The 18137-nt window shown below is 68.7% G+C and carries 14 protein-coding genes and 2 pseudogenes; 10 read left to right on the forward strand and 6 right to left on the reverse strand.

Annotated features, from left to right (window positions below):
* Window positions 1-158 precede the first annotated feature (158 nt).
* Complete coding sequence (locus ACFYXS_RS05875; RefSeq protein WP_389244297.1) at window positions 159-686, reverse strand: YbhB/YbcL family Raf kinase inhibitor-like protein; 528 nt, start codon at window positions 684-686, stop codon at window positions 159-161.
* Window positions 687-1114: 428 nt separating this feature from the next.
* Between ACFYXS_RS05875 and ACFYXS_RS05880 the strand changes: the two genes are divergently transcribed.
* The 5 genes from ACFYXS_RS05880 (at window position 1115) to ACFYXS_RS05900 (ending at window position 10276) form a co-directional block, all read left to right on the forward strand.
* Window positions 1115-2125 (forward strand): zinc-binding dehydrogenase, encoded by a 1011-nt coding sequence (locus tag ACFYXS_RS05880; RefSeq protein ID WP_389244299.1) that lies wholly within the window; start codon window positions 1115-1117, stop codon window positions 2123-2125.
* A gap of 523 nt (window positions 2126-2648) precedes the next feature.
* A complete protein-coding gene (locus ACFYXS_RS05885) occupies window positions 2649-5507 on the forward strand; it encodes a LuxR C-terminal-related transcriptional regulator (protein ID WP_389244301.1) in 2859 nt (952 codons plus the stop codon).
* Window positions 5508-5812: 305 nt separating this feature from the next.
* The gene (locus ACFYXS_RS05890; protein ID WP_389244303.1) at window positions 5813-8074 is read left to right on the forward strand and encodes an ATP-binding protein; all 2262 of its coding nucleotides are present in this window, start codon (window positions 5813-5815) and stop codon (window positions 8072-8074) included.
* 121 nt (window positions 8075-8195) lie between these two features.
* Window positions 8196-8894 (forward strand): alpha/beta fold hydrolase, encoded by a 699-nt coding sequence (locus tag ACFYXS_RS05895; RefSeq protein ID WP_389244305.1) that lies wholly within the window; start codon window positions 8196-8198, stop codon window positions 8892-8894.
* 530 nt (window positions 8895-9424) lie between these two features.
* Window positions 9425-10276 (forward strand): alpha/beta hydrolase, encoded by an 852-nt coding sequence (locus ACFYXS_RS05900; protein ID WP_389244307.1) that lies wholly within the window; start codon window positions 9425-9427, stop codon window positions 10274-10276.
* Between the two features lie 218 nt (window positions 10277-10494).
* Here ACFYXS_RS05900 and ACFYXS_RS05905 read toward each other — a convergent pair whose 3' ends face one another.
* The gene (locus ACFYXS_RS05905) at window positions 10495-10968 is read right to left on the reverse strand and encodes a hypothetical protein (RefSeq protein ID WP_389244309.1); all 474 of its coding nucleotides are present in this window, start codon (window positions 10966-10968) and stop codon (window positions 10495-10497) included.
* Window positions 10969-11161: 193 nt separating this feature from the next.
* On the opposite strand from ACFYXS_RS05905, the gene ACFYXS_RS05910 reads away from it, so the two are divergent.
* The gene (locus ACFYXS_RS05910; RefSeq protein ID WP_389244311.1) at window positions 11162-11710 is read left to right on the forward strand and encodes a GNAT family N-acetyltransferase; all 549 of its coding nucleotides are present in this window, start codon (window positions 11162-11164) and stop codon (window positions 11708-11710) included.
* 604 nt (window positions 11711-12314) lie between these two features.
* Here the strand turns inward: ACFYXS_RS05910 and ACFYXS_RS05915 are convergent.
* Together ACFYXS_RS05915 and ACFYXS_RS05920 are read right to left on the reverse strand one after the other, a co-directional pair.
* Entirely contained in the window at window positions 12315-14804 is a 2490-nt protein-coding gene (locus ACFYXS_RS05915; RefSeq protein WP_389244313.1) for a SpoIIE family protein phosphatase, read from the reverse strand.
* Window positions 14805-14821: 17 nt separating this feature from the next.
* Entirely contained in the window at window positions 14822-14980 is a 159-nt protein-coding gene (locus ACFYXS_RS05920; RefSeq protein ID WP_389244315.1) for a hypothetical protein, read from the reverse strand.
* A 31-nt stretch (window positions 14981-15011) separates the two neighbouring features.
* Between ACFYXS_RS05920 and ACFYXS_RS05925 the strand changes: the two are divergent.
* A pseudogene (locus tag ACFYXS_RS05925) lies at window positions 15012-15209 on the forward strand (site-specific integrase); the annotation flags it as partial.
* 235 nt (window positions 15210-15444) lie between these two features.
* Here the strand turns inward: ACFYXS_RS05925 and ACFYXS_RS05930 are convergent.
* Both ACFYXS_RS05930 and ACFYXS_RS05935 read right to left on the reverse strand, forming a co-directional pair.
* Window positions 15445-15645 (reverse strand): dehydrogenase, encoded by a 201-nt coding sequence (locus ACFYXS_RS05930; protein ID WP_389244317.1) that lies wholly within the window; start codon window positions 15643-15645, stop codon window positions 15445-15447.
* Between the two features lie 161 nt (window positions 15646-15806).
* Window positions 15807-16241, reverse strand: coding sequence for a hypothetical protein (locus ACFYXS_RS05935; protein ID WP_389244319.1), 435 nt, complete (start codon window positions 16239-16241; stop codon window positions 15807-15809).
* Between the two features lie 84 nt (window positions 16242-16325).
* Here ACFYXS_RS05935 and ACFYXS_RS05940 point away from each other — a divergent pair, with 84 nt between their 5' ends.
* The 3 genes and pseudogenes from ACFYXS_RS05940 (at window position 16326) to ACFYXS_RS05950 (ending at window position 18073) form a co-directional block, all read left to right on the forward strand.
* Window positions 16326-16517, forward strand: coding sequence for a hypothetical protein (locus tag ACFYXS_RS05940; protein WP_389244322.1), 192 nt, complete (start codon window positions 16326-16328; stop codon window positions 16515-16517).
* Between the two features lie 105 nt (window positions 16518-16622).
* Window positions 16623-17653, forward strand: a pseudogene (locus tag ACFYXS_RS05945) (IS701 family transposase).
* Between the two features lie 81 nt (window positions 17654-17734).
* On the forward strand, window positions 17735-18073 hold the full coding sequence (locus tag ACFYXS_RS05950) for a hypothetical protein (RefSeq protein WP_389244324.1): 339 nt from the start codon (window positions 17735-17737) through the stop codon (window positions 18071-18073).
* The last annotated feature ends 64 nt before the right edge of the window (window positions 18074-18137 follow it).

Genomic DNA, 18137 nt, shown 5'->3' on the forward strand with positions numbered 1-18137 from the left:
GGGGCCCTGCCGTGTGCGGCGGTCGCGGTCCACGACCGCGCAGGCTGCTCACGTCAGCGCCGCCGGCTGCGACAGGCAATCCGCGTTCCCCGAACTCCCGACCCGGGCCTCCCATCCGGCGAGCACCGGAACCGACCGCGGCCGGACGTCTGGACGGCTCATCGCTCGAAGGTGCCGTACATGGTCGCGCGTGCGATCGCGTGGGTGAACAACTGGAAGTCCATGAGGGCGGGAGCCGTCGTCCCGGACACGTCCAGCTTGTCCACGTCGACGGCGTGCACGATGAGGAAGTAGCGGTCCGGGCCATTGCCCGGGGGTGTCGCCGGACCGAGATACCTCCTGTGGCCGGCGTCGTTGGGCAGCGTCACCGCTCCGCCCGGCAGCTCGCTTCCGTCTCCCGCCCCGGCCGGCAGGTCGGTCACGGTGGCCGGGAGGTTGGCCACGGCCCAGTGCCAGAAGCCCGAGGCGGTGGGCACGTCGGGGTCGAACATGGCGACCGTGAAACTACGGGTCCCCTCGGGGAAGCCGGACCAGCTCAGCTGCGGTGAGACGTCCGATCCGCCCGCGCCCAGGATGCCGCTCACGTGCTCGCGCGCCAGTGGCTCGCCGGTGGCGAGGGACTGCGAGGTCAGCGAGAAGCCCGGGATCGGCGGCATGAAGTCGTAGGGTCCATAGGGTTTGATCACGGCGGTACCTCGCTTTCGGCTACGCCGTGCCGCCACGCGACCACGCACCCGGCGTGGCACTCCCATCCATCAACCGTAGGTCCCGACCGGGCGCCGGGCCACTGCGGGGATGTGCGGTGCCACGGTGCTGCCCCCGCCCGAAGGGCGCGAAGTGGCCAGCGCATTCAGCCGAGTTACGGAAAGCGACCGGGCGGCGACGGATCGCGTCACCCCGCCCGCGGCTCCGGATGCGCGCCGACGGCATGCGCAGGACGCTGGAGACATCCGAAGCGGAGCGGCGGCCGTGCCGGCCGGTGAGGGATCCGTAGCTCGTCACGCTGCGCCGGCGCGTGGTGCTGCTCGCCGGCGAAAGCGAGGCACCCCCCATGCAGATGCAAGCAGCTCGGATGCACGGATACAAGGAGCCCCTTCGAATCGAAGAAGTCCCCATGCCCGACCCGGGCCCGGACGAGATCCTGCTGAAGGTCGCCGCGACCGGCATGTGCCGCAGCGACTATCAGCTCCTGAACGGCTACTTCGAAGTCCCGTTCCCCGTGGACCTCCCCTACATCCCCGGCCACGAGGTCACCGGCCGGGTGGCCGGCCTGGGCAGCGCCGTACCGAAGTCGGTGGGGTACTCCGAGGGCGACATGGTGGTGGTCAACCCCAGTTGGGGCGACGGCACATGCCGCCAGTGCCGCGAGGGCAACGAACAGCTCTGCAGCGGCAACGGCAGGTGGGTGGGCTTCGGACCGCCCGGCGGCTTCGCCGAGTACATGGCCGTGGAAGGCCGTCACGCGATTCCCGTATCGCAGAACGCCGCACAGGCACCTGAGCTTCTCGCCCCGATGACCGACGCGGGCATGACCCCGTACCGCGGGATGCGCAAGCTCCGCGACACCGGCAAGATCGGCCCCGGCCGTATCGTCGCCGTCACCGGCATCGGCGGGCTCGGCAGCTACGCGGTCCAGTACGCCAAGCTCCTCGGTGGCGGAGCGACCGTGGTGGCCTTCGCCCGCAAGGACAGCAAGCTGGACGTGGCGAGGGAGAACGGCGCCGACTACGGGATCAACGTCCGCGACAAGTCCACCGAGGCCATCCAGGACGAACTGGAACAGCTCACCGGCCGCAGGACACTCGACGCCATCTTGGACTGCGTCGGCAGCAACGCGTCCATCTCGATGGGCTTCGACCTGCTGGGCCCCGAGGGTGTGCTGGCGGCCGTCGGCCTCATGAGCCACCACGTGGAGCACAAGCAGTTCCCGTTCGTGGGGACGGAGCTGACCTACCTCGGTTCCTTCTGGGGCAACCACCTGGACCTGGTCGAGGTGCTCTCCCTGGCCGAAGCCGGTCTCATCAAGCACAACGTCACGAAAGTAGGACTCGAGGACATCAACGACAACCTCGAGGCCCTCGGCCGCGGCGATGTCGTCGGGCGCCAGGTCGTTGTCTTCGAATGACGACCGCCCGGTGGACGAGGTCGCCCCGGTCATCTGTCGGCCGCAACAGGGTGCTCGCCGCTCGCCCGGAACGGGCGGGCGGCGAGCCCAGGGGAGTGGACACCACGTTTCGCTTGCCGTCACTGTCACCGTGTCAGTCGTCGAGTGGCCCTCCTGGCGGGCTCCCCGGTGACGCGGCAACTTCCCGCCAGAAGCCAATGATCATTCGTTCGAATCGAAGTCCCACCTCCAGCGTGGCGCGCTTACGAAGGCGCACGGGCTGGGCGACCCCGTGATCCGAAAGCGAGGGGTGTGGCAACTTCCGGCCCGAATGGTGTCGTTCACGTTCTGGAGCGAGCGGCGTCGGCCCTGCGGAGGGTGCCGCAGCGCACGGCCGACCTCGGTGAGCGCCCTGGCGCGGATGCCGTTCGGGCCGCAATGGCCCTACCGCCTGCGGGACAGCGTTCAAAACGTCATCAACTACGCTGACGCCAGCCGCACAGCGTGTATCCGGGATGCGGGGGCAGGGCCGTAGGAGGGTGCGATGCCATCGGTCAGACCTGAGCTGACGGGCCGCGAACAGGCGTTGGACCTCGTTGGTGCGCTTCTTGATCACCTGCGTGCCGAGTTGTCGACGGATCCTTCGAGTCCCGAAGTGGGGGCGGCGGAACGCACCCTTTTGATGCTGGGCGAACCCGGTATCGGCAAGACCTCGCTCCTGGAAGCGGCGGCCGGGCTCGTCAACGACCGGGGTGGACAGGTGAGGTGGGTCGCCGGTCGACCCGAAGAGGCCGGTCTTGCCTTCAGCGGGCTCGACGCGCTGCTGCACCCGTGGCGCAGTTCCCTGGCCGGCATCGATGCCGAGGACCGGGCGGTCTTCGAAGTCGCTGTCCGTGGCGAGGGGGAAGCGGCCGCGGGGACCCTCGCTCTGGCAGGCGCCTTGCTGCGTCTGCTGTCCCGCTGGTCCGACGCCGGACCACTCCTCGTGCTGGTCGACGATCTCCAATGGGTCGACCGATCCACCCAGGATCTCTTGAGCCTGTGTGCCCGACGCCTCGACGGCGAACCCATCGGCTTCCTCCTGGCCTCCCGTCCGGCAGGACTCCTGCCGGCTTGGACACGCCAGACCGTGCTGCATCGACTGGAGAACCTCGACGACACCCAGGCGGCGAACCTGCTCGACTCTCTTGCCGTCCCCCCGCAGGGCCGCACCCGTCTGCAGGTGATGCGGCAGGCCGGCGGAAATCCGCTCGCCCTGGTGGAGCTCGCTCGCGTAGCGGCCACCCGCTCCTTGACGGACGACCGAGGCGACGTGCAACTCCCGCTGACCGAGCGGCTGGAGCAGCTCTTCGCCGCGGATCTGGATGCTCTGCCCAAGCCGGCGCGCACACTGCTCCTCCTGGCAGCGGTCGCCGACCTGCCGGACCTCGCGGCCTTGGCGGAGATCCTCGGCGACGTCGTAGGTCCCGGATCCGACGGACCCGACAGCGAATCCACCGACCCGGGGCCCCCGGCCTCAACCGGGGCCGGCGGGCCTGCGGGGGAGAGGGAAGCGCGAGAGGCGTGGTCCGCTGCGGAGAAGGCCGGCCTACTCACCCTGCGTAGCGGCGTGATCCGTTTCCGGCACCCTTTGGTCCAATCGTCCGTACTGGCCGCCGCATCGTTCGATCAGCGCTCCCAGGCCCACCTGTTGCTGGCCACCGCACCTGGCCTGGATGAGGACCGCCGGGTCTGGCATCGCGCCGCAGCCACCGTCACGGCGGACGAAGCCGTCGCCGCGGCACTCGAGGCCACCGCGGAACGCGCCCGCCACAGAGGCGGCTTCGCTGCCGCCGCGACGACCTTGGAGCGTGCCGCCCAGCTCAGCCCCCGCACGAACGACCGTGTCCGCCGGCTCCTCGCCGCCGCGTCGTCCGCGCTGTCGGCCGGCTATCCGCGCTGGGTCGCGGATCTCACCGCGGCCGCAGCGGCGGACGCCGACACTCCTGACGCCCGGGCGGACGCCGACATGTACGCCGGCTGGACCCTGTCCCTGACGAGCCGTCACGACGAGGCGATGGACCGGCTCATGTCGGCAGCCGATCTCTGGGCGACCACCCAGCCGGAGTGGGTGCTCGATGCCCTCAGCACGGCGGCCACGGTCGCCTACATCAGCGGAGACCCGCGTTTCCGCGCGGCGATCCTGGACCGCTACCGTCAGCATCCCGCCCATGAACCCGACTACCGCACAGCGTGGATCATCGGCGGCTGCGATCCGCTCGGCTCGCGCAGAGAAGCTCTCGCCCATCTGCGCCAGGCGGCCGGTCGCGCCGACCCACCTCTCGGGGCCTGGTCGATGCTGGGAGCCGCCGCGTGGGCGCTGGACGAGACCGAGGAGGCCATTCACCTTCTCGGTACCCTGTCCAAGATCAACAGCCATACGTCCACCGCGGGTGCGAACGCCACCGTCGCGTCCGCGCACGCGATGGCATTGTTCGAGGCAGGCCGCTGGCCCGCCGCGCTCTCGGTCCTGGCCGAGGCCGAGCGCGCAACCGCCGTTGGAGGGCTGGAGCTGGCCACGGTCAACAACCACATCCTCGCCGGCGCACTCGCCGCCGCGCGCGGCGACAGCGAACGGGCCAGACGGATACTCGCCGACACGACCGACGACTTCGACCTGCCGGGAACCCGTACCTTCGAAGTACGCGCACGCCAGGCAAGGGCGTTGGCCGCATTCGCGGACAGCGATCACCAGGCCGCGTACTTCCACCTCAGCCGGCTCTTCCACCGCGACGGCAGCCCCGTGCACTTCCACACGTCCTTCTACGGACTCGCCGACATGGCCGCCAGCGCCGTGCGGATCGGACGGTCCGCACAGGCACAAGCCACCCTCGACGCGGCCACGGAGCACCTGCCGGCCGACCTCTCCCCGCGGATGCATCTGATCCTGTGCCGGGCCCGGGGCATTCTCACCGACAACGCCGACACCGCCGAAGACCTCCTCCGCGAAGCGGCATTCGACGTCGGCGCGGATCAATGGCCCTTCGAGCGCGCCCTCGCCCTCGCCGACCTGGGCGAGTGGCTGCGCCGACGCCAGCGGCCGATGGACGCTCGCGTCCCGCTGAGCGAGGCGCTGGAGCTCTTCCGCGGCCTCGGGGCGGACGCCTGGAGCATCCGCACCGCGGGGGAGCTCCGGGCCACCGGCGTCGATTCCGCCGAGGCGCGTCGCGAGGACGCGGCCATCGGACTCACTCCTCAGCAACTGGCGATCGTCCAGCTCGCCGCCGAAGGACTGTCCAACAAGGAGATCGCGGCCCGGCTCTTCCTGTCCCCCCGGACCGTCGGCTTCCATCTCAATCGCGCGTTCCCCAAGCTCGGCGTCACCACGCGTCGTCAACTGCGGAACGTCGTCGGGCCGCCGTAGCGCTGCCGTACCGCGTCCGGCGGAAACGGACCCGTCAAGCGTCCGACGAAGCGCTCGCCGGCGAAGCGCACGACACCGCTCAGGTCATTTGGCAGAAGACTTCCCCGGGCTCACTGTCGCAAGCTGATCCCGCTCCCTTTCCCCAGGAGTGGCGAGCGGCGGGCCCGCATCCGCGGACGGGGGGGAGTCCAACTGCATGAGCGGCCCCGCCAGGAAACAGCCCCACGCGGCCGGCGCCGGCCCGCGGGCCTGAACGATTGCTGCGGCGGATGCGTTTCCCCTTCGCCGCTCGGAGGGAGCGTGCGGTGCTGTCTGGGCAGGCTGGATTCGGGGAGGCCCTGCGGGGTCATCGGCGGACGGCTCATCTGACGCTGGAGCAGCTGGCCGAGGCGTCGGGGGTCAGCGCACGGGCCCTGTCGGACATGGAACGGGGACGGAGCAAGGGGCCTCAGCAGCGGAGCGTGGCCGCCCTGGCGGACGCCCTCGCATTGGAGGGCGACGCTCGCCGCCAGTTCGTGGAGTTGGCGCGCGACGGCAGGCTGCGGGACCACTGGTCACGTCCGAACGGTCTGTGCGAGCTGCCCCGGTCGGTCCCCGACTTCACCGGCCGCTCCGCCGAACTGGTCTGGTTGAGCCAGCTGGTGTACGCCGCCGGCTCCCCGGACTTCGGTGTGGTGGGGCTCATCACCGGTTCCGCGGGTCTGGGGAAGACCACTCTTGCTGTCCGTGCCGCCCACTCCCTGCGGCCGAGCTTCCCCGACGGGGTGTTATTCGTGGACCTGTTCGGCATGTCCCAGATGCCCCGGCCCGCCGAGGACGCCTTGAGATCGCTGCTCGGCGCTCTGGGAGTCTCCGAACAGCAGATCCCCGGCGACGGCCAGGAGCGGGCCTCGCTGTACCGCTCGCTGCTGCGGGACCGGCGTGTGCTGGTCGTCCTGGACAACGCAGCGTCCGAGGAACAGGTGCGCCCACTGCTGCCGGGGAACGGCGCGAGCACCGCGCTGATCACCACCCGCCGGCTGCTGGCGGGCCTGGAGGGCGTGCGCAGGCTCGGCCTCGGGCCGCTGCCACTGGGGGAGTCCAGGGAACTGATGACCGCGATCCTCGGCGAACGTGAGCATGCGGATGAGAAGCTGGCGCTCACCAACCTCGTCGAGTTGTGCGGAGGTCTGCCTCTGGCGGTGCGGATCATCGCGAACCGGCTGGTGAGCCGTCCCGGTTGGGACGCCGTCGAGCTCGCCGCCCGGCTGGCCGACGAGGAGCGACGCCTGGACCAGTTCACGGCCGGCGACCTGAAGGTCGCCGGTGCGTTCAGGATGTCGTACGAGCAACTCCCCGATCCCGCACGGCGGGTCTTCCGGCGCCTTGCCGCAGTTCCCGGCCGCTCCTTCGACGCCGCCTTGGCCTCCACCGTCGGCGAGATGACTCTTGAGGACGCCTGGACCGCCCTGGACGCGCTCGTCGATCTCGGACTGCTGCAAGACGCGACCGCCGGCCGGTACTTCTTCCACGACCTGGTCCGGCTCTTCGCCCGCGAGCGGCTCACCAGCGAGGAAGGACAAGCCGAGACAGAGGCGCTCACCGCGAGGACCGTGTCATGGCTGCTGCGGATGGCCACGCGAGCCGGACGATGGTTCGAACCCGATCACGGCGACCCCGGCGAGCCCGGGACACACCTCACCCTCCTGTCCTCGTCGCAAGAGGCGGACTGGTGGCTACGGGCGAACGCGGACAACTGGCTGAGCGCCCTACGGCTCGCGGCGGGCACCGGCGAGCACGGCATGGTGCTCCAGTGCGCCGAGTCGATGCACTGGTTCTCCGAACGGTGGGCGCACAGCCCGCACTGGCACGAGGTCTTCACCCTCGGCGCCCGCGCCGCGGCCGCCCTGGACGATCTGGAACAGCAGGCGACGCAGGTGAACTACCTGGCCTGGGTCCAGTCCGTTCCGCCCGGTGACCCGACGGTCATGCTGCTGCACGCCGCCGAGGCCCTCGAGCTGGCCACCCGCGGCGCGGCCATCGGCCAGATCGCGTGGGCACACCAGTACAGCGCGGTGGCGCTACGGCTGCTCGGCCGCCGGGACGAGGCCGTCACCTCGTCCACCCGGGCAGCGGAGATCTTCAAGTCCACCGGCGACATCGACTCCTACGCGCAGACCCTGTCGAGCATCGCCAACTGCCTCCTGGACGAATCCCGCTACGCAGAGGCACTGGAGCGGTTCCGCCACGTGCTGTCGCTGATGGACGACCCGGGATCAGGGATGACGCCGAGCATCGCCGTCCACAGCCGGACCGTCATCCTGATCCGCATCGGCTACTGCCTGGGTCACCTCGGCCGCCGAGCGGAGGCGATCAGCGCACTCAGCGAGGGGGCTGATCTCATGGACACCCTGCAGATGTCCGACTTCCGGCAGGCCGATGCCCTGGAGACGCTCGCCGCCCTGCTCGCCGACGACGGCCGGACCGCCGAGAGCAGCGACACCTACACCCGCGCGGCCCGGGTCTTCGCAGCGATCGGCGACACCGAGGCGAGCGGCCGCTGCCACGCTCTGGCCACCACCACCTGACCAGGAGATTCCGGCCGGTACTTCTGCGTGCTGTTCTGCATGGCCCCGGCACCCGCCCTGGCCTTGGATGGAACGCACCGGGACAGCCGCCAAGGCCTGTCCCACCAGTTCGGGAGGGACCATGGCAACCATCAAGAACATCGTGCTCGTGCACGGTGGCTTCGTGGACGGATCGGGCTGGCAGGGGGTCTACGACCACCTGACCGCCGACGACTACCGGGTGACCATCGTGCAGAACCCCACCCTGTCGCTGGCCGACGACGTCGTCGCCACCCACCGGATCCTCGACAGCCTCGACGGCCCGGCCGTGCTGGTCGGCCACTCCTACGGCGGCGTCGTCATCACCGAGGCCGGCAACCACCCCAACGTCGGGGCGCTCGTCTACATCGCCGCGTTCGCACCCGACAGCGGCGAGTCCGTCAACGCCCTGATCGCCGACCCGCCGCCCGGGGCGCCGGTCCCCCCCATCCTTCCGCCCCAGGACGGGTTCCTGTTCCTGGACCGGGAGAAGTTCGCGGCCTCCTTCGCCGCCGACGTGCCGGAGAAACTGGCTGCCTTCATGGCCGACTCCCAGGTGCCCTGGGGCGTCGACGCCCTCGAGGGCCAGGTCTCCGAGGCGGCGTGGAAGCACAAGCCGTCCTGGTACCTGGTGGCCACCGACGACCGCATGATCCCGCCGCCTGCCCAGCGTGCCATGTCCGAGCGCGCCAAGGCCACCGTCACGGAGACCCCTGGCAGCCACTCGGTCTACGTCTCCCGCCCCGCCGTCGTGGCCGCCGTCATCGCACAGGCCTCCCACGGGACCGACGAAGAGTCCTGACGCCACCGCGAACCCCTGCTCCGGCCCCCGCCACAGGGGGCCGGAGCCCAACCCTCGAGGAGGGTGCGGGCGAGGCTGTGCAGGCAAGAAGTTGTTGGCGGTCGCCGTCGGACGAAGCGCTTCGACGTGAATTCCCGCCCTGAGGAAGAACGTCCTTGCCCAGGACGTCGCGCAGGGCGCGGCATTGATCGAACGGCTTCTGAGCTGTAGGCGACTGCAGGGGCGCCGGCCCCGGAATCTAGGTCACATGACCGAAGTCAGGTAAAGGCGCTCCTCGTAATATCCATGGTGTTCCACCATTCAAACCGGCCATACGCGGCTGAGCCCGCCGGCCGAGCCGAACTTCTGACGGCGCTGCCGTTGACGTAGCGCCCGCCGTCCCCGGCCGCACTGGGGTCGACAGGCGCCGTGCTTCCCGAAGGCTTCTCGGGCCCGCGCGGACGGACCCGCAGTCCTGAAAGCCCGCCGCGCCCGCGCACCGGCTGTCCGTCGGATTCATTTCCCCTTGACCCCCATGCATGAGGAGTGCCATGAGTACAGATTTTTCCCGCCGTCAGATGCTGGCCGCCGGAGCGGCGCTGGCCGGGTCGGCCGCGCTGATAGCCGGCGTAGAAGGAACGGCCACCGCAGCGACGGCCACATCCCCTACCAATAAGGAGAAGCCCAAAGTGAAGCCCACGATCGTGTTGGTGCACGGCGGCTACGCCGATTCGTCGTGCTGGAACGCCACCGTCCAGGAGTTGCAGCACAAGGGCTACACCACGGTCTGCGGGTCGAACCCGCTGCGGGGAATTCCGACCGACGCCCCGTACATCGGGAGCCTGCTGGACTCCATCAGCGGACCGGTGGTGCTGGTCGCGCACTCCATGGGAGGAACGGTCATCACGAATGCCGCCGCCGGGAAGGCCAACGTCAAGGCGCTGGTCTACATCGCCGCGTTCGTGCCCGACGTCGGCGAGACGCAGGGTGAGCTGATCACCAAGTTCCCCGGCAGCGAGGTCGAGCCGGTGAGCGTGCCGGTCCCGTACACGAAGGCCGACGGCACGACCGGAATCGACCTGTACCTGAGCAAGGACGGCCAGGCGGCCTTCGCCGCTGACCTACCCACCTCTGCCTTCCGGGTCCTGCAGGCCACGCAGCGGCCGTTCGATGCCGACTCCTTCATCTTCCCGACCACGGCCGCGGCCTGGAAGACGATCCCGACGTGGGGGCTGGTCGCCGGTAAGGACAAGGCGATCCCGCCGGCGTGTGAGCGCTGGATGTACAGCCGTGCGAACGCGCGCAAGGTCGTCGAAGTACCCACCTCGTCGCACGTCGTGATGATCAGTCACCCCAAGGCCGTCGCCGACCTCATCGAGGACGCCGCCGAGGCGATCAGCTGACGCTCGCGACAGGCGCCCCGGTCCACGATCACGGACCGGGGCGCTCATGTTGCAGGATCCCGAATCCCGAATCCCGGAGCCGTCGCCCGCGCCCAGCGCGGCCTGCTCCGGCCTCGTGGGCAGCCGCTCCCACTCCGCGTCATCCAGATCACCCCGCCCCATGGCAGGAAGAACGACTGGGACACGCGCCAGTCACAAGATCACATGAACCCGGATCGCTACTCGGCGATGAACGGTGCGTATCCAACCTGGACCTCGCTCACCTGAAGGTCAGAGAAGAGCAAGGTCAGGTTGTGCGCGTTGGTCTCAATGCGTACCTCGTGGAAGTCGATCCCGAGGGCCTTCGACCAGCGTCGTGTCGTTTCCGACTCGGGGAGGAGCTTGGCTCCTGGGTAGAGGCAGTGCCACTTCACGCCCCAGACATATCCGTCGAGGTCGACACCGGTTTCGTGGTCGATGAGCCGGTCGTCCAAAGAGACCCTCCAGGTCTCAGCCGGCACCGATGTCTCGCACCGCGCCTCAACGCAGTACGTGAACAGATACCGCAGGTGGGACGGCGTGATGCCGGTCCGGGGATCAGCCGTTGCGTAGACGATGACCTCGTAGTCGCGCATGTAGTTGGTGTATCCGTGGTGCACGACAACGTGATCGAAGCTCTCGTCCAGCATCTGTTCAAGTACGGCGGTATCCATGCCGCCCTTCTACCTCACTCGGCGAGACCTTCGACAACGAGATTCACGGATGTCACGCGCCGTTGCCCAGAGATCGACCGGAGAGTTCGGCAGAGTCCACGTGCGAACTCTTCATCGGGCGTAGGGTGCAGCGGCGCGGGCACCCTCGCATAGGCTGCCCGTCTCTCCGACGCACCGCGACGAGGATCGACCCATGCGTAGCAGCACCAGAATCCGCCTGATCGAGCCCGCCGACGCCGCTCCGATCGCCGCGCATCGGGTGCGGGACTTCGAGGCTTTCCGGCCGTGGGAACCGGCCCAACCGCCCGACTTCTTCACCCCGGAGGGGCAGGCGGAGCGGATCGCCAGCCTGCTGGCCGGATACCGGGCCGGCTCGGTCTGGCCGGGCGTGGTGCTCGCCGACGACCAGGTGATCGGGCAAGTCACCGTCGGAGGCATCCTGCCGCAGCCGCACCTGCGCCGCGGCTCCGTCGGATACTGGATCGCCAGCGTCGCCCAGAACCAAGGGCACGCCGGGCGCGCCGTCGGGCTTGTACTTCGGGTGATGACGGACGAACTCGGCTTGCACCGCGCCGAGGCGTCCACCAATCTGGAGAATCTGCCGTCGCAGCGGGTCCTGCGCCGCAACGGGTTCATCCCGTACGGCGTCGCGCACTCCTCGATCTTTCTCGACGGGAGCTGGCGGGACGGGCTGCAGTGGGAGCGGATCCTCGGCGACCAGAGCCCCGGTTTGGAAGCCTGAGCCTCCGGACTACGCCTCACCTGGGCGGACGCTGACTTGGGGCAATGCGGTCTTGTCACCGCTGTTCCCGTGGCTCCCCGTTCGGTACGGCCTCACGTGGAACTGCTGTGGCACGCTCGACCCCCTCAGTGCGGCAAAGCGCCGTGGCACTGTCACCACACCATGTCCCCGGCACCTTCCTCCTGCGTGCGGGGGTTGTCTGTGGCGCGTACTAGCGTGCCGACAGAGTCCCGTCGATGTCTGTACGCCCTGATGAGCCACGATGCCCGGCGATACACCCGGGTTGCCCGCGAAGGATCTGCGTACCCTGATACCGGAGTACGCGGACCTTTCCCGGGAAACCATCCTCCTCAACCCCGAGCCCGGCGACCCAGGCGTGCGGAGAGTTCGCTGGGAGGCGAGCTGCTGTGGCCCGCGGACGAGCCGTGGCCGTACTGCGCACAGGAAGACCACTGGACGTCCGGGTCCGACTGGCGGAACCGTACCGACCCGGGCGCGGTGCCGATGGTGCCGATCCTCCAGCCCCGCCAGTGCCCCGGCCTCCCCTGGGACTGGCGCTTCGACGGCCACTGATAGTTGAGGTCGGCGGACAGGGATGGCCCGGTTACTCCTTGCGCGCGGGTGGCGTGGTGAAGTCCCGATGGGAGGGTGCGGAGTCCAGGTCTTGTTCGGTCCAGATGACTTTGCCGCCGGATTCCGGGCGGGCGCCCCATCTGCGGGACAGCTGGGTGATCAGGAAGAGGCCGCGGCCGTTTTCGTCGGTGGCGTGTGGGTGACGCAGACACGGGAAGGCGGCGTCGGTGTCGAATACTTCGCAGGTCAGACCTTGGTGCTGGACCAGACGCAGGCCGATCGGGCCGGTGCTGTGGCGGACGGCATTGGTGACCAGTTCGCTGACGATCAGTTGCGTGGAGTCCTGGAGACCTTCCTGGCCCCATTGGGTCAGCTGGCGGGCCGCCATATGCCGTGCGCTGCGGGCAGCGGTCCGGTCGTTCGGCAGCGTCCAGGATGCGACGCGGGTGGGGTTGAATGACAGCGTTCGCGCCAGGAGCAGGGTGATGTCGTCGGCTGGTGCCTGGCCCTGGACGGCCTCCGTGGCGCGGGTGCACAGCTCTTCCAGGGAGCAACTGGGTGTTGCCAGGATGGTGCCCAGGCGGCGCATTCCCACGTCGATGTCGTGGTCGCGGGTTTCGACCAGGCCGTCGGTGTACAGGGCGAGGAGACTTCCCTCGGGCAGTTCCAGATCCACGGACTCGAAGAGGACGCCCAGCCCCATGCCGAGTGGGCCTCCGGTGGGCAGGTCGGGGAAACTGACCTGGCCCTGTGGGCCGATGATCGCGGGCGGAGGGTGCCCGGCGCGTGCCATGGTGCACCGTCGCGTGATCGGGTCGTAGACGGCATACAGGCAGGTGGCGCCGCCAACCATACGGATCTGGTCTGGCGCGTCGGCGTCTTCGTCGGCCAGTCGCTTGAATGTGTCGTCGAGATGGGCCAGCAGTTTGTCGGGAGGCAGCTCCAGGTCGGCGAGCGTGCGTACGGCGGTGCGAAGCCTGCCCATGGTCGCGGCGGCATTGATGCCGTGGCCGACCACATCACCAACGACGAGGGCCACGCGGGCGCCGGACAGCGGGATCACGTCGAACCAGTCGCCTCCGACACCGGCGTCCGTGTCGGCCGGCAAGTAGCGCCAGACGGCCTCAACCGCCGCGCCGCCCATCAAACGGTGGGGGAGCAGATTGCGTTGCAGCGCGAGGGCCATGTTGTGCTCGCGGGTGTATTGGCGGGCGTTGTCCAAGGACAGCGCGGCCCGGGTGACGAGCTCCTCGGCGAGGAGCAGGTCATCCTCGTGAAACGGAACGGGGTCCTCGGTGCGGAGGAACAGCGCGATGCCCAGGACTGCGCGCCGGGCAATGATGGGCACGACCATGAGGGAGTGGATCCCGTACTCACGGATCTTTTGCGCCCGCGCCGGGTCTTGGTCGACCCATGTCCCAGGGAAGGTGTCCACCACCGGTTCCAGGTGTGACCTTCCTGTGCGCAGAACGCCGGCGAGGGGTGAGGCCGGCGGGACGAAGACCGTCTCCCCTCGCGCGAAGGTCGACTCCGGGATCCCCGGGTGGATCGAGGCCTGACCGGCACGGAGGAAAGCGGAAGGGCGGCTGCCCACCGTGTCGATCTCGGTCGATGGCTCTTCGCCGAACGGGACGGACTCCCCCAAGTCGACGTAGGCGTAGTCCGCCAGCAGAGGTACGGCAAGGTCGGCAAGTTCCTGCCCGGTCCGCATGACGTCCAGGGTGCTGCCGATTCGCGTTCTGGCCTGGCTGAGGATGGCAAGACGCTCGCGCGTCCGCTGACTGCCGGAGACGTCCACGCTCATGCAGCACAGCCCCAGTGTCTTGCCGTCCGCGTCCTGGAGGCAAAAGTACGAGGCCGAGAATGCTTGCTCCCGGCGCGGATCTTCCGTCGGCCACGCCCGAAACTCGTGGACGGTGGTGGTGCCGTTCCGTAGTGCCTTCCGCATCACCGCTTCAAGGGCTTCGGCTTCGAAGCCGGGCCGTGAATCGGCGAGTTTCCGGCCGAACCGCCGGTCACGGGAGATGCCGTCGTGGCTCTCCACCGTGTCGTTCAACCAGAGGCAACGTAGCTGCAGGTCACGAACAACGATGCCGATCGGCGCGTGGGTGAGAAGCGCCTCCCGTACCGATCCGCCTTTGGGTTCCCGGGAGAGCGCGCCGATGTCGGTGACGGAGACAAGCCACCGGAATGTTCCGTCTTGCCCCCACAGCATCGAGACCCGGTGGTTGATGTCGAGCATGCGGCCGTCTCGGTGGCGCACCGTCATCGTGCCCGACCAGCCATGGTGGGTACGGCACTGCTCGATGATCGCCGATATCGTCGGAATCTCTTCGGAAGGCCGCAGCACGAGTGCGCCGGACCGGCCCACCACTTCCCCGGCCGAGTAACCGAGAAGCTGCTCGGCGGCCTCCGTCCACGCGACCACTGTCCCGACCTCGTCGAGCATCGCGACCGCCGACTCGGAAATCTTGAGCGTGTTCAATCGATTGCCAAGGGTCACCCTGTCAGCGTTGGTCATCGAGCCGCCCTCCTTATTTAGGTGGCTGTCGTACTCACGTAGATCGGCTGCGGCTGCGGCGGCCAGGGCCACGGCGGGGTGGACGGCTGGAGCAGCTCGTGTTCCGGCAGGACGTGGACGACCTCGGCCGGGTCCTGCTGAGACCAGGCCGACCAGATATTGCACCTTTCGGGCAATTGGACAAGGTAGGGCCCAGATCTGTGACAGGGCTGCCGCGTAAGACGCCGGCACGGCTGCGCGACGCTGCCGACCGCGGCCGGCGTGGCTCCCCGCGCGGCGATGGAGGTCTTGGGGCACGGCCAGATCGGCATCACGATGGACGTCTCCACGCACATGACATCAGACGTACAGTGTGAGGCCATCAGTCACATGGACCGGCTGCGCAAGCGCCCATCTCGATCGTGATTGTCCTGGTTGATGCCACTCGTGGATGCCGAACCCTCGGAATCGGTCATGATCCAGGGTGTTTTGCCTGGTCAGGCAGCAAGCCGCCCGCCGGGTTCGAACCGACGACCTCGCTTTACGGTTCGATCGCGGTCCCGGCGCGCTGCGGGGACCACGTGCCTGCCGGGGGAGTCGGGTTCCCCGGAAGCCGACCTGATCCGGGACCGTTCGTGGCCGTTGATGTCAGCGTTGGATGTCAGCGGAACAGCTTCGGCCACGGGCAGAGCTCCCATGGCTCGTCCGGCCGGTCGGCCCACTTCCACCAGACATGGCGGTTGGTGCACTTCCACAGCTGCCGGCAGACCCGTCGGCCGTCGTCCTCCCGCTTGAAGAGGGCCAGGCCGCCATCCTTCATGGGCTGGCCGCACTCGGGACAGGCGGGGGCAACGCTGGTCACGTCGACACCCCAACTGAGTGGCCACTTCGTCCCGAAGCAATGGGAGCGATCGCGTGACCTGGGGCGGAGGTAGCCGTGAACTGCGATGACCGTCCCTGGAGATCCGTGTCCGCCTGGGTTCACGGCCGTTGTAGCGCAGTTGAGACACTCAGTCGCTGGACTCACCGCTCCGGTGCGCTGGCAGCGATCTCAAATCCGGAGGACTCGTCCCATGGGACGGCATTCCAGAGACTGGTCACTGCGGCCCAGATTCGGTTGACCAGTGGCCAGTCGGGGTCGCTTCCGCTGAGGGTGACGATGGCCAGCAGGTCGCACCCCCAAATGCTTTCCGCATCGTTGGGGGACGCGGCGATCACCGACTCTGCAATCTCTGCAACACCCACGTGCACTTCAAGCGTGAGCAAGTCCGCGACCGATGTGTCATCCATGCTGCTCTTGGTACCGAGCTTGAATGCGGCGACTGAATCGCCGAACGGGCCCTGCCACTCACCTACCAGACCTTCGCCGGATTCCAGCAGGCGGTCCAGCAAGCGATCAAGTGCCTGGTCGCCTCGCTCTTCTCCAGAGCGGCAGAAGAAGCTGAGCTGGTAGGCCATGTTTCCCCCGTCGTCCGACGATTCCCGGCGCATATTAGCCCGGCTTCGCCGCGCCGGGCGGCCGGCCTCCGGGCGGCAGGGAGAGTGGGTCCGGAGGCCCACCCGGGTCAGGGCGGGATCGACGCCCGCTACGACGAACTCGCCCTGCTGCTGGCGCAGTACCGTCAGGCGCCGGACGATGCGAGGCGACTGGTGGCCGAGGTGCGCTTTGATGCCGGGGCCCGCTACCGGGTCGAGGGTCTGGACTACTGGTTCCGGTGGCAGCCAAGCAGATGAGGACGCCGTTGATCATTAGGTGCTGTGTGGACAACCAATGATCACGCATCGACCTCGGACGCCAGCGTAGTGCCTGCTCACTGGCAGGAAGCATTCGAGGGCCTGATGAGCCGGATCGCGGGCCGGTTCGCTCGAGTTGAACCCCGCCGCCGGGTGCGGCAGTTGGTCTCCGGGCTGTTGTCGGACCTGCCGCGCAAGAACTGCTGGACCCTGGCGGAGCACGTCGGCGACGCCACTCCGGACGGCATGCAGCATCTGCTCCACCGTGCGAAATGGGACGCCGACGCGATCCGGGACGACATACGCGCCGGACGGAGGACCCGGACCGCTGCCGGAGCGCGGGTATCCCCGAAGGTTTGGCCTTCGCCACCAAGCCCCAGCTCGCGGCCCGCATGGTCGAGCGGGCCCTGGACGCGGGAACACCGGCCCGCTGGGTCGCGGGAGACGAGGTCTACGGCGACAACCCGCACCTGCGGACGGCTCTGGAACACCGCCGGACCGGCTACGGCCTGGCCGTCTCCAGCACCCACCCCGTCATTACGCACGCCGGGAAGTTCCAGGCCAGGACCCTGGCCGCGCGGATCCCGAAGCGGGCCTGGCAGCGGCTGTCGGCTGGAGCGGGTGCGATGGGCGAGCGGTACTACGACTGGGCGCAGATCGAGGTTCATGGTCCCGCCGGTCGGTTCGGCCAGTGGTGCCTGCTGGTTCGCCGCAACCGCCGCACCGGCGAACTCGCCTTCTACCGCTGCTTCTCACCCCAGCCGGTGCCGATGTCCGAGCGGGCGCGGGTCGCCGGACGGCGCTGGACGGTCGAAGAGACGTTCCAAGCCAGCAAGGGCCTGACCGGCCTGGACGAGCACCAGGTCCGTCGCTGGACCTCCTGGCACCGCTGGGTCACCCTCGCGATGCTCGCTCACGCCTTCCTCGCCGTCACCGCGGCTGCTGAACGCCGCGACCGGCCCACCCCGAACGGCTTGATCCCCTTGACCGGCAATGAGATCCAGCATCTGTTCGCCGCACTGATCAGCCCCGTCCACGACCTCGCACACCGCCTGCGCTGGTCACACTGGCGACGCCAGCACCAAGCCCGTGCACGCCTGTGTTACTACCGCAGGCAAGCCGCCGCTCGGCTGTGAAGATCAAGATCTACGCCTGGAGTACTGGCTCGTCAGACCATCGCGCCATCGTCTAGCGGCTTCAGGCTGGTCCTCACGCGCATGAGGAGCCGTCTCGATGAGATGCAGGAGGACCCAGGCCACGCCGAAGCATTCGTCGTCGCCGAAGCAGTCAGCCAAGGCATGGGCCTCCTCGTCGGTGACGGGGCGCTCAATGAGATCCAGAAGAGCTCCCGCACGTTCGACGGCCTCCTCAAGAGCCTCGTCGGGCTCGCCGTCCTCGGACGGGAGTTTGCCCAGGGCGGTGAAGTCAGCAACCTCCGGACGGACCACGACACACCCTTCCTGCCATCGGGATGGAGCCGACGTGGCGGCCTCACCGCAGGCTACGGGACAGGAGACCTTCCCATCCGTGATCACGATCTACGGCTGGAGTACTAGGGTCCAGCCTTGCTCCGCAGCCGGAGCGTCACCTGGGCATCCGCCCTTGATGGTGGCGCTTGAG

The organism is Streptomyces sp. NPDC002574 (genome assembly GCF_042889545.1).
Lineage (GTDB): Bacteria > Actinomycetota > Actinomycetes > Streptomycetales > Streptomycetaceae > Actinacidiphila.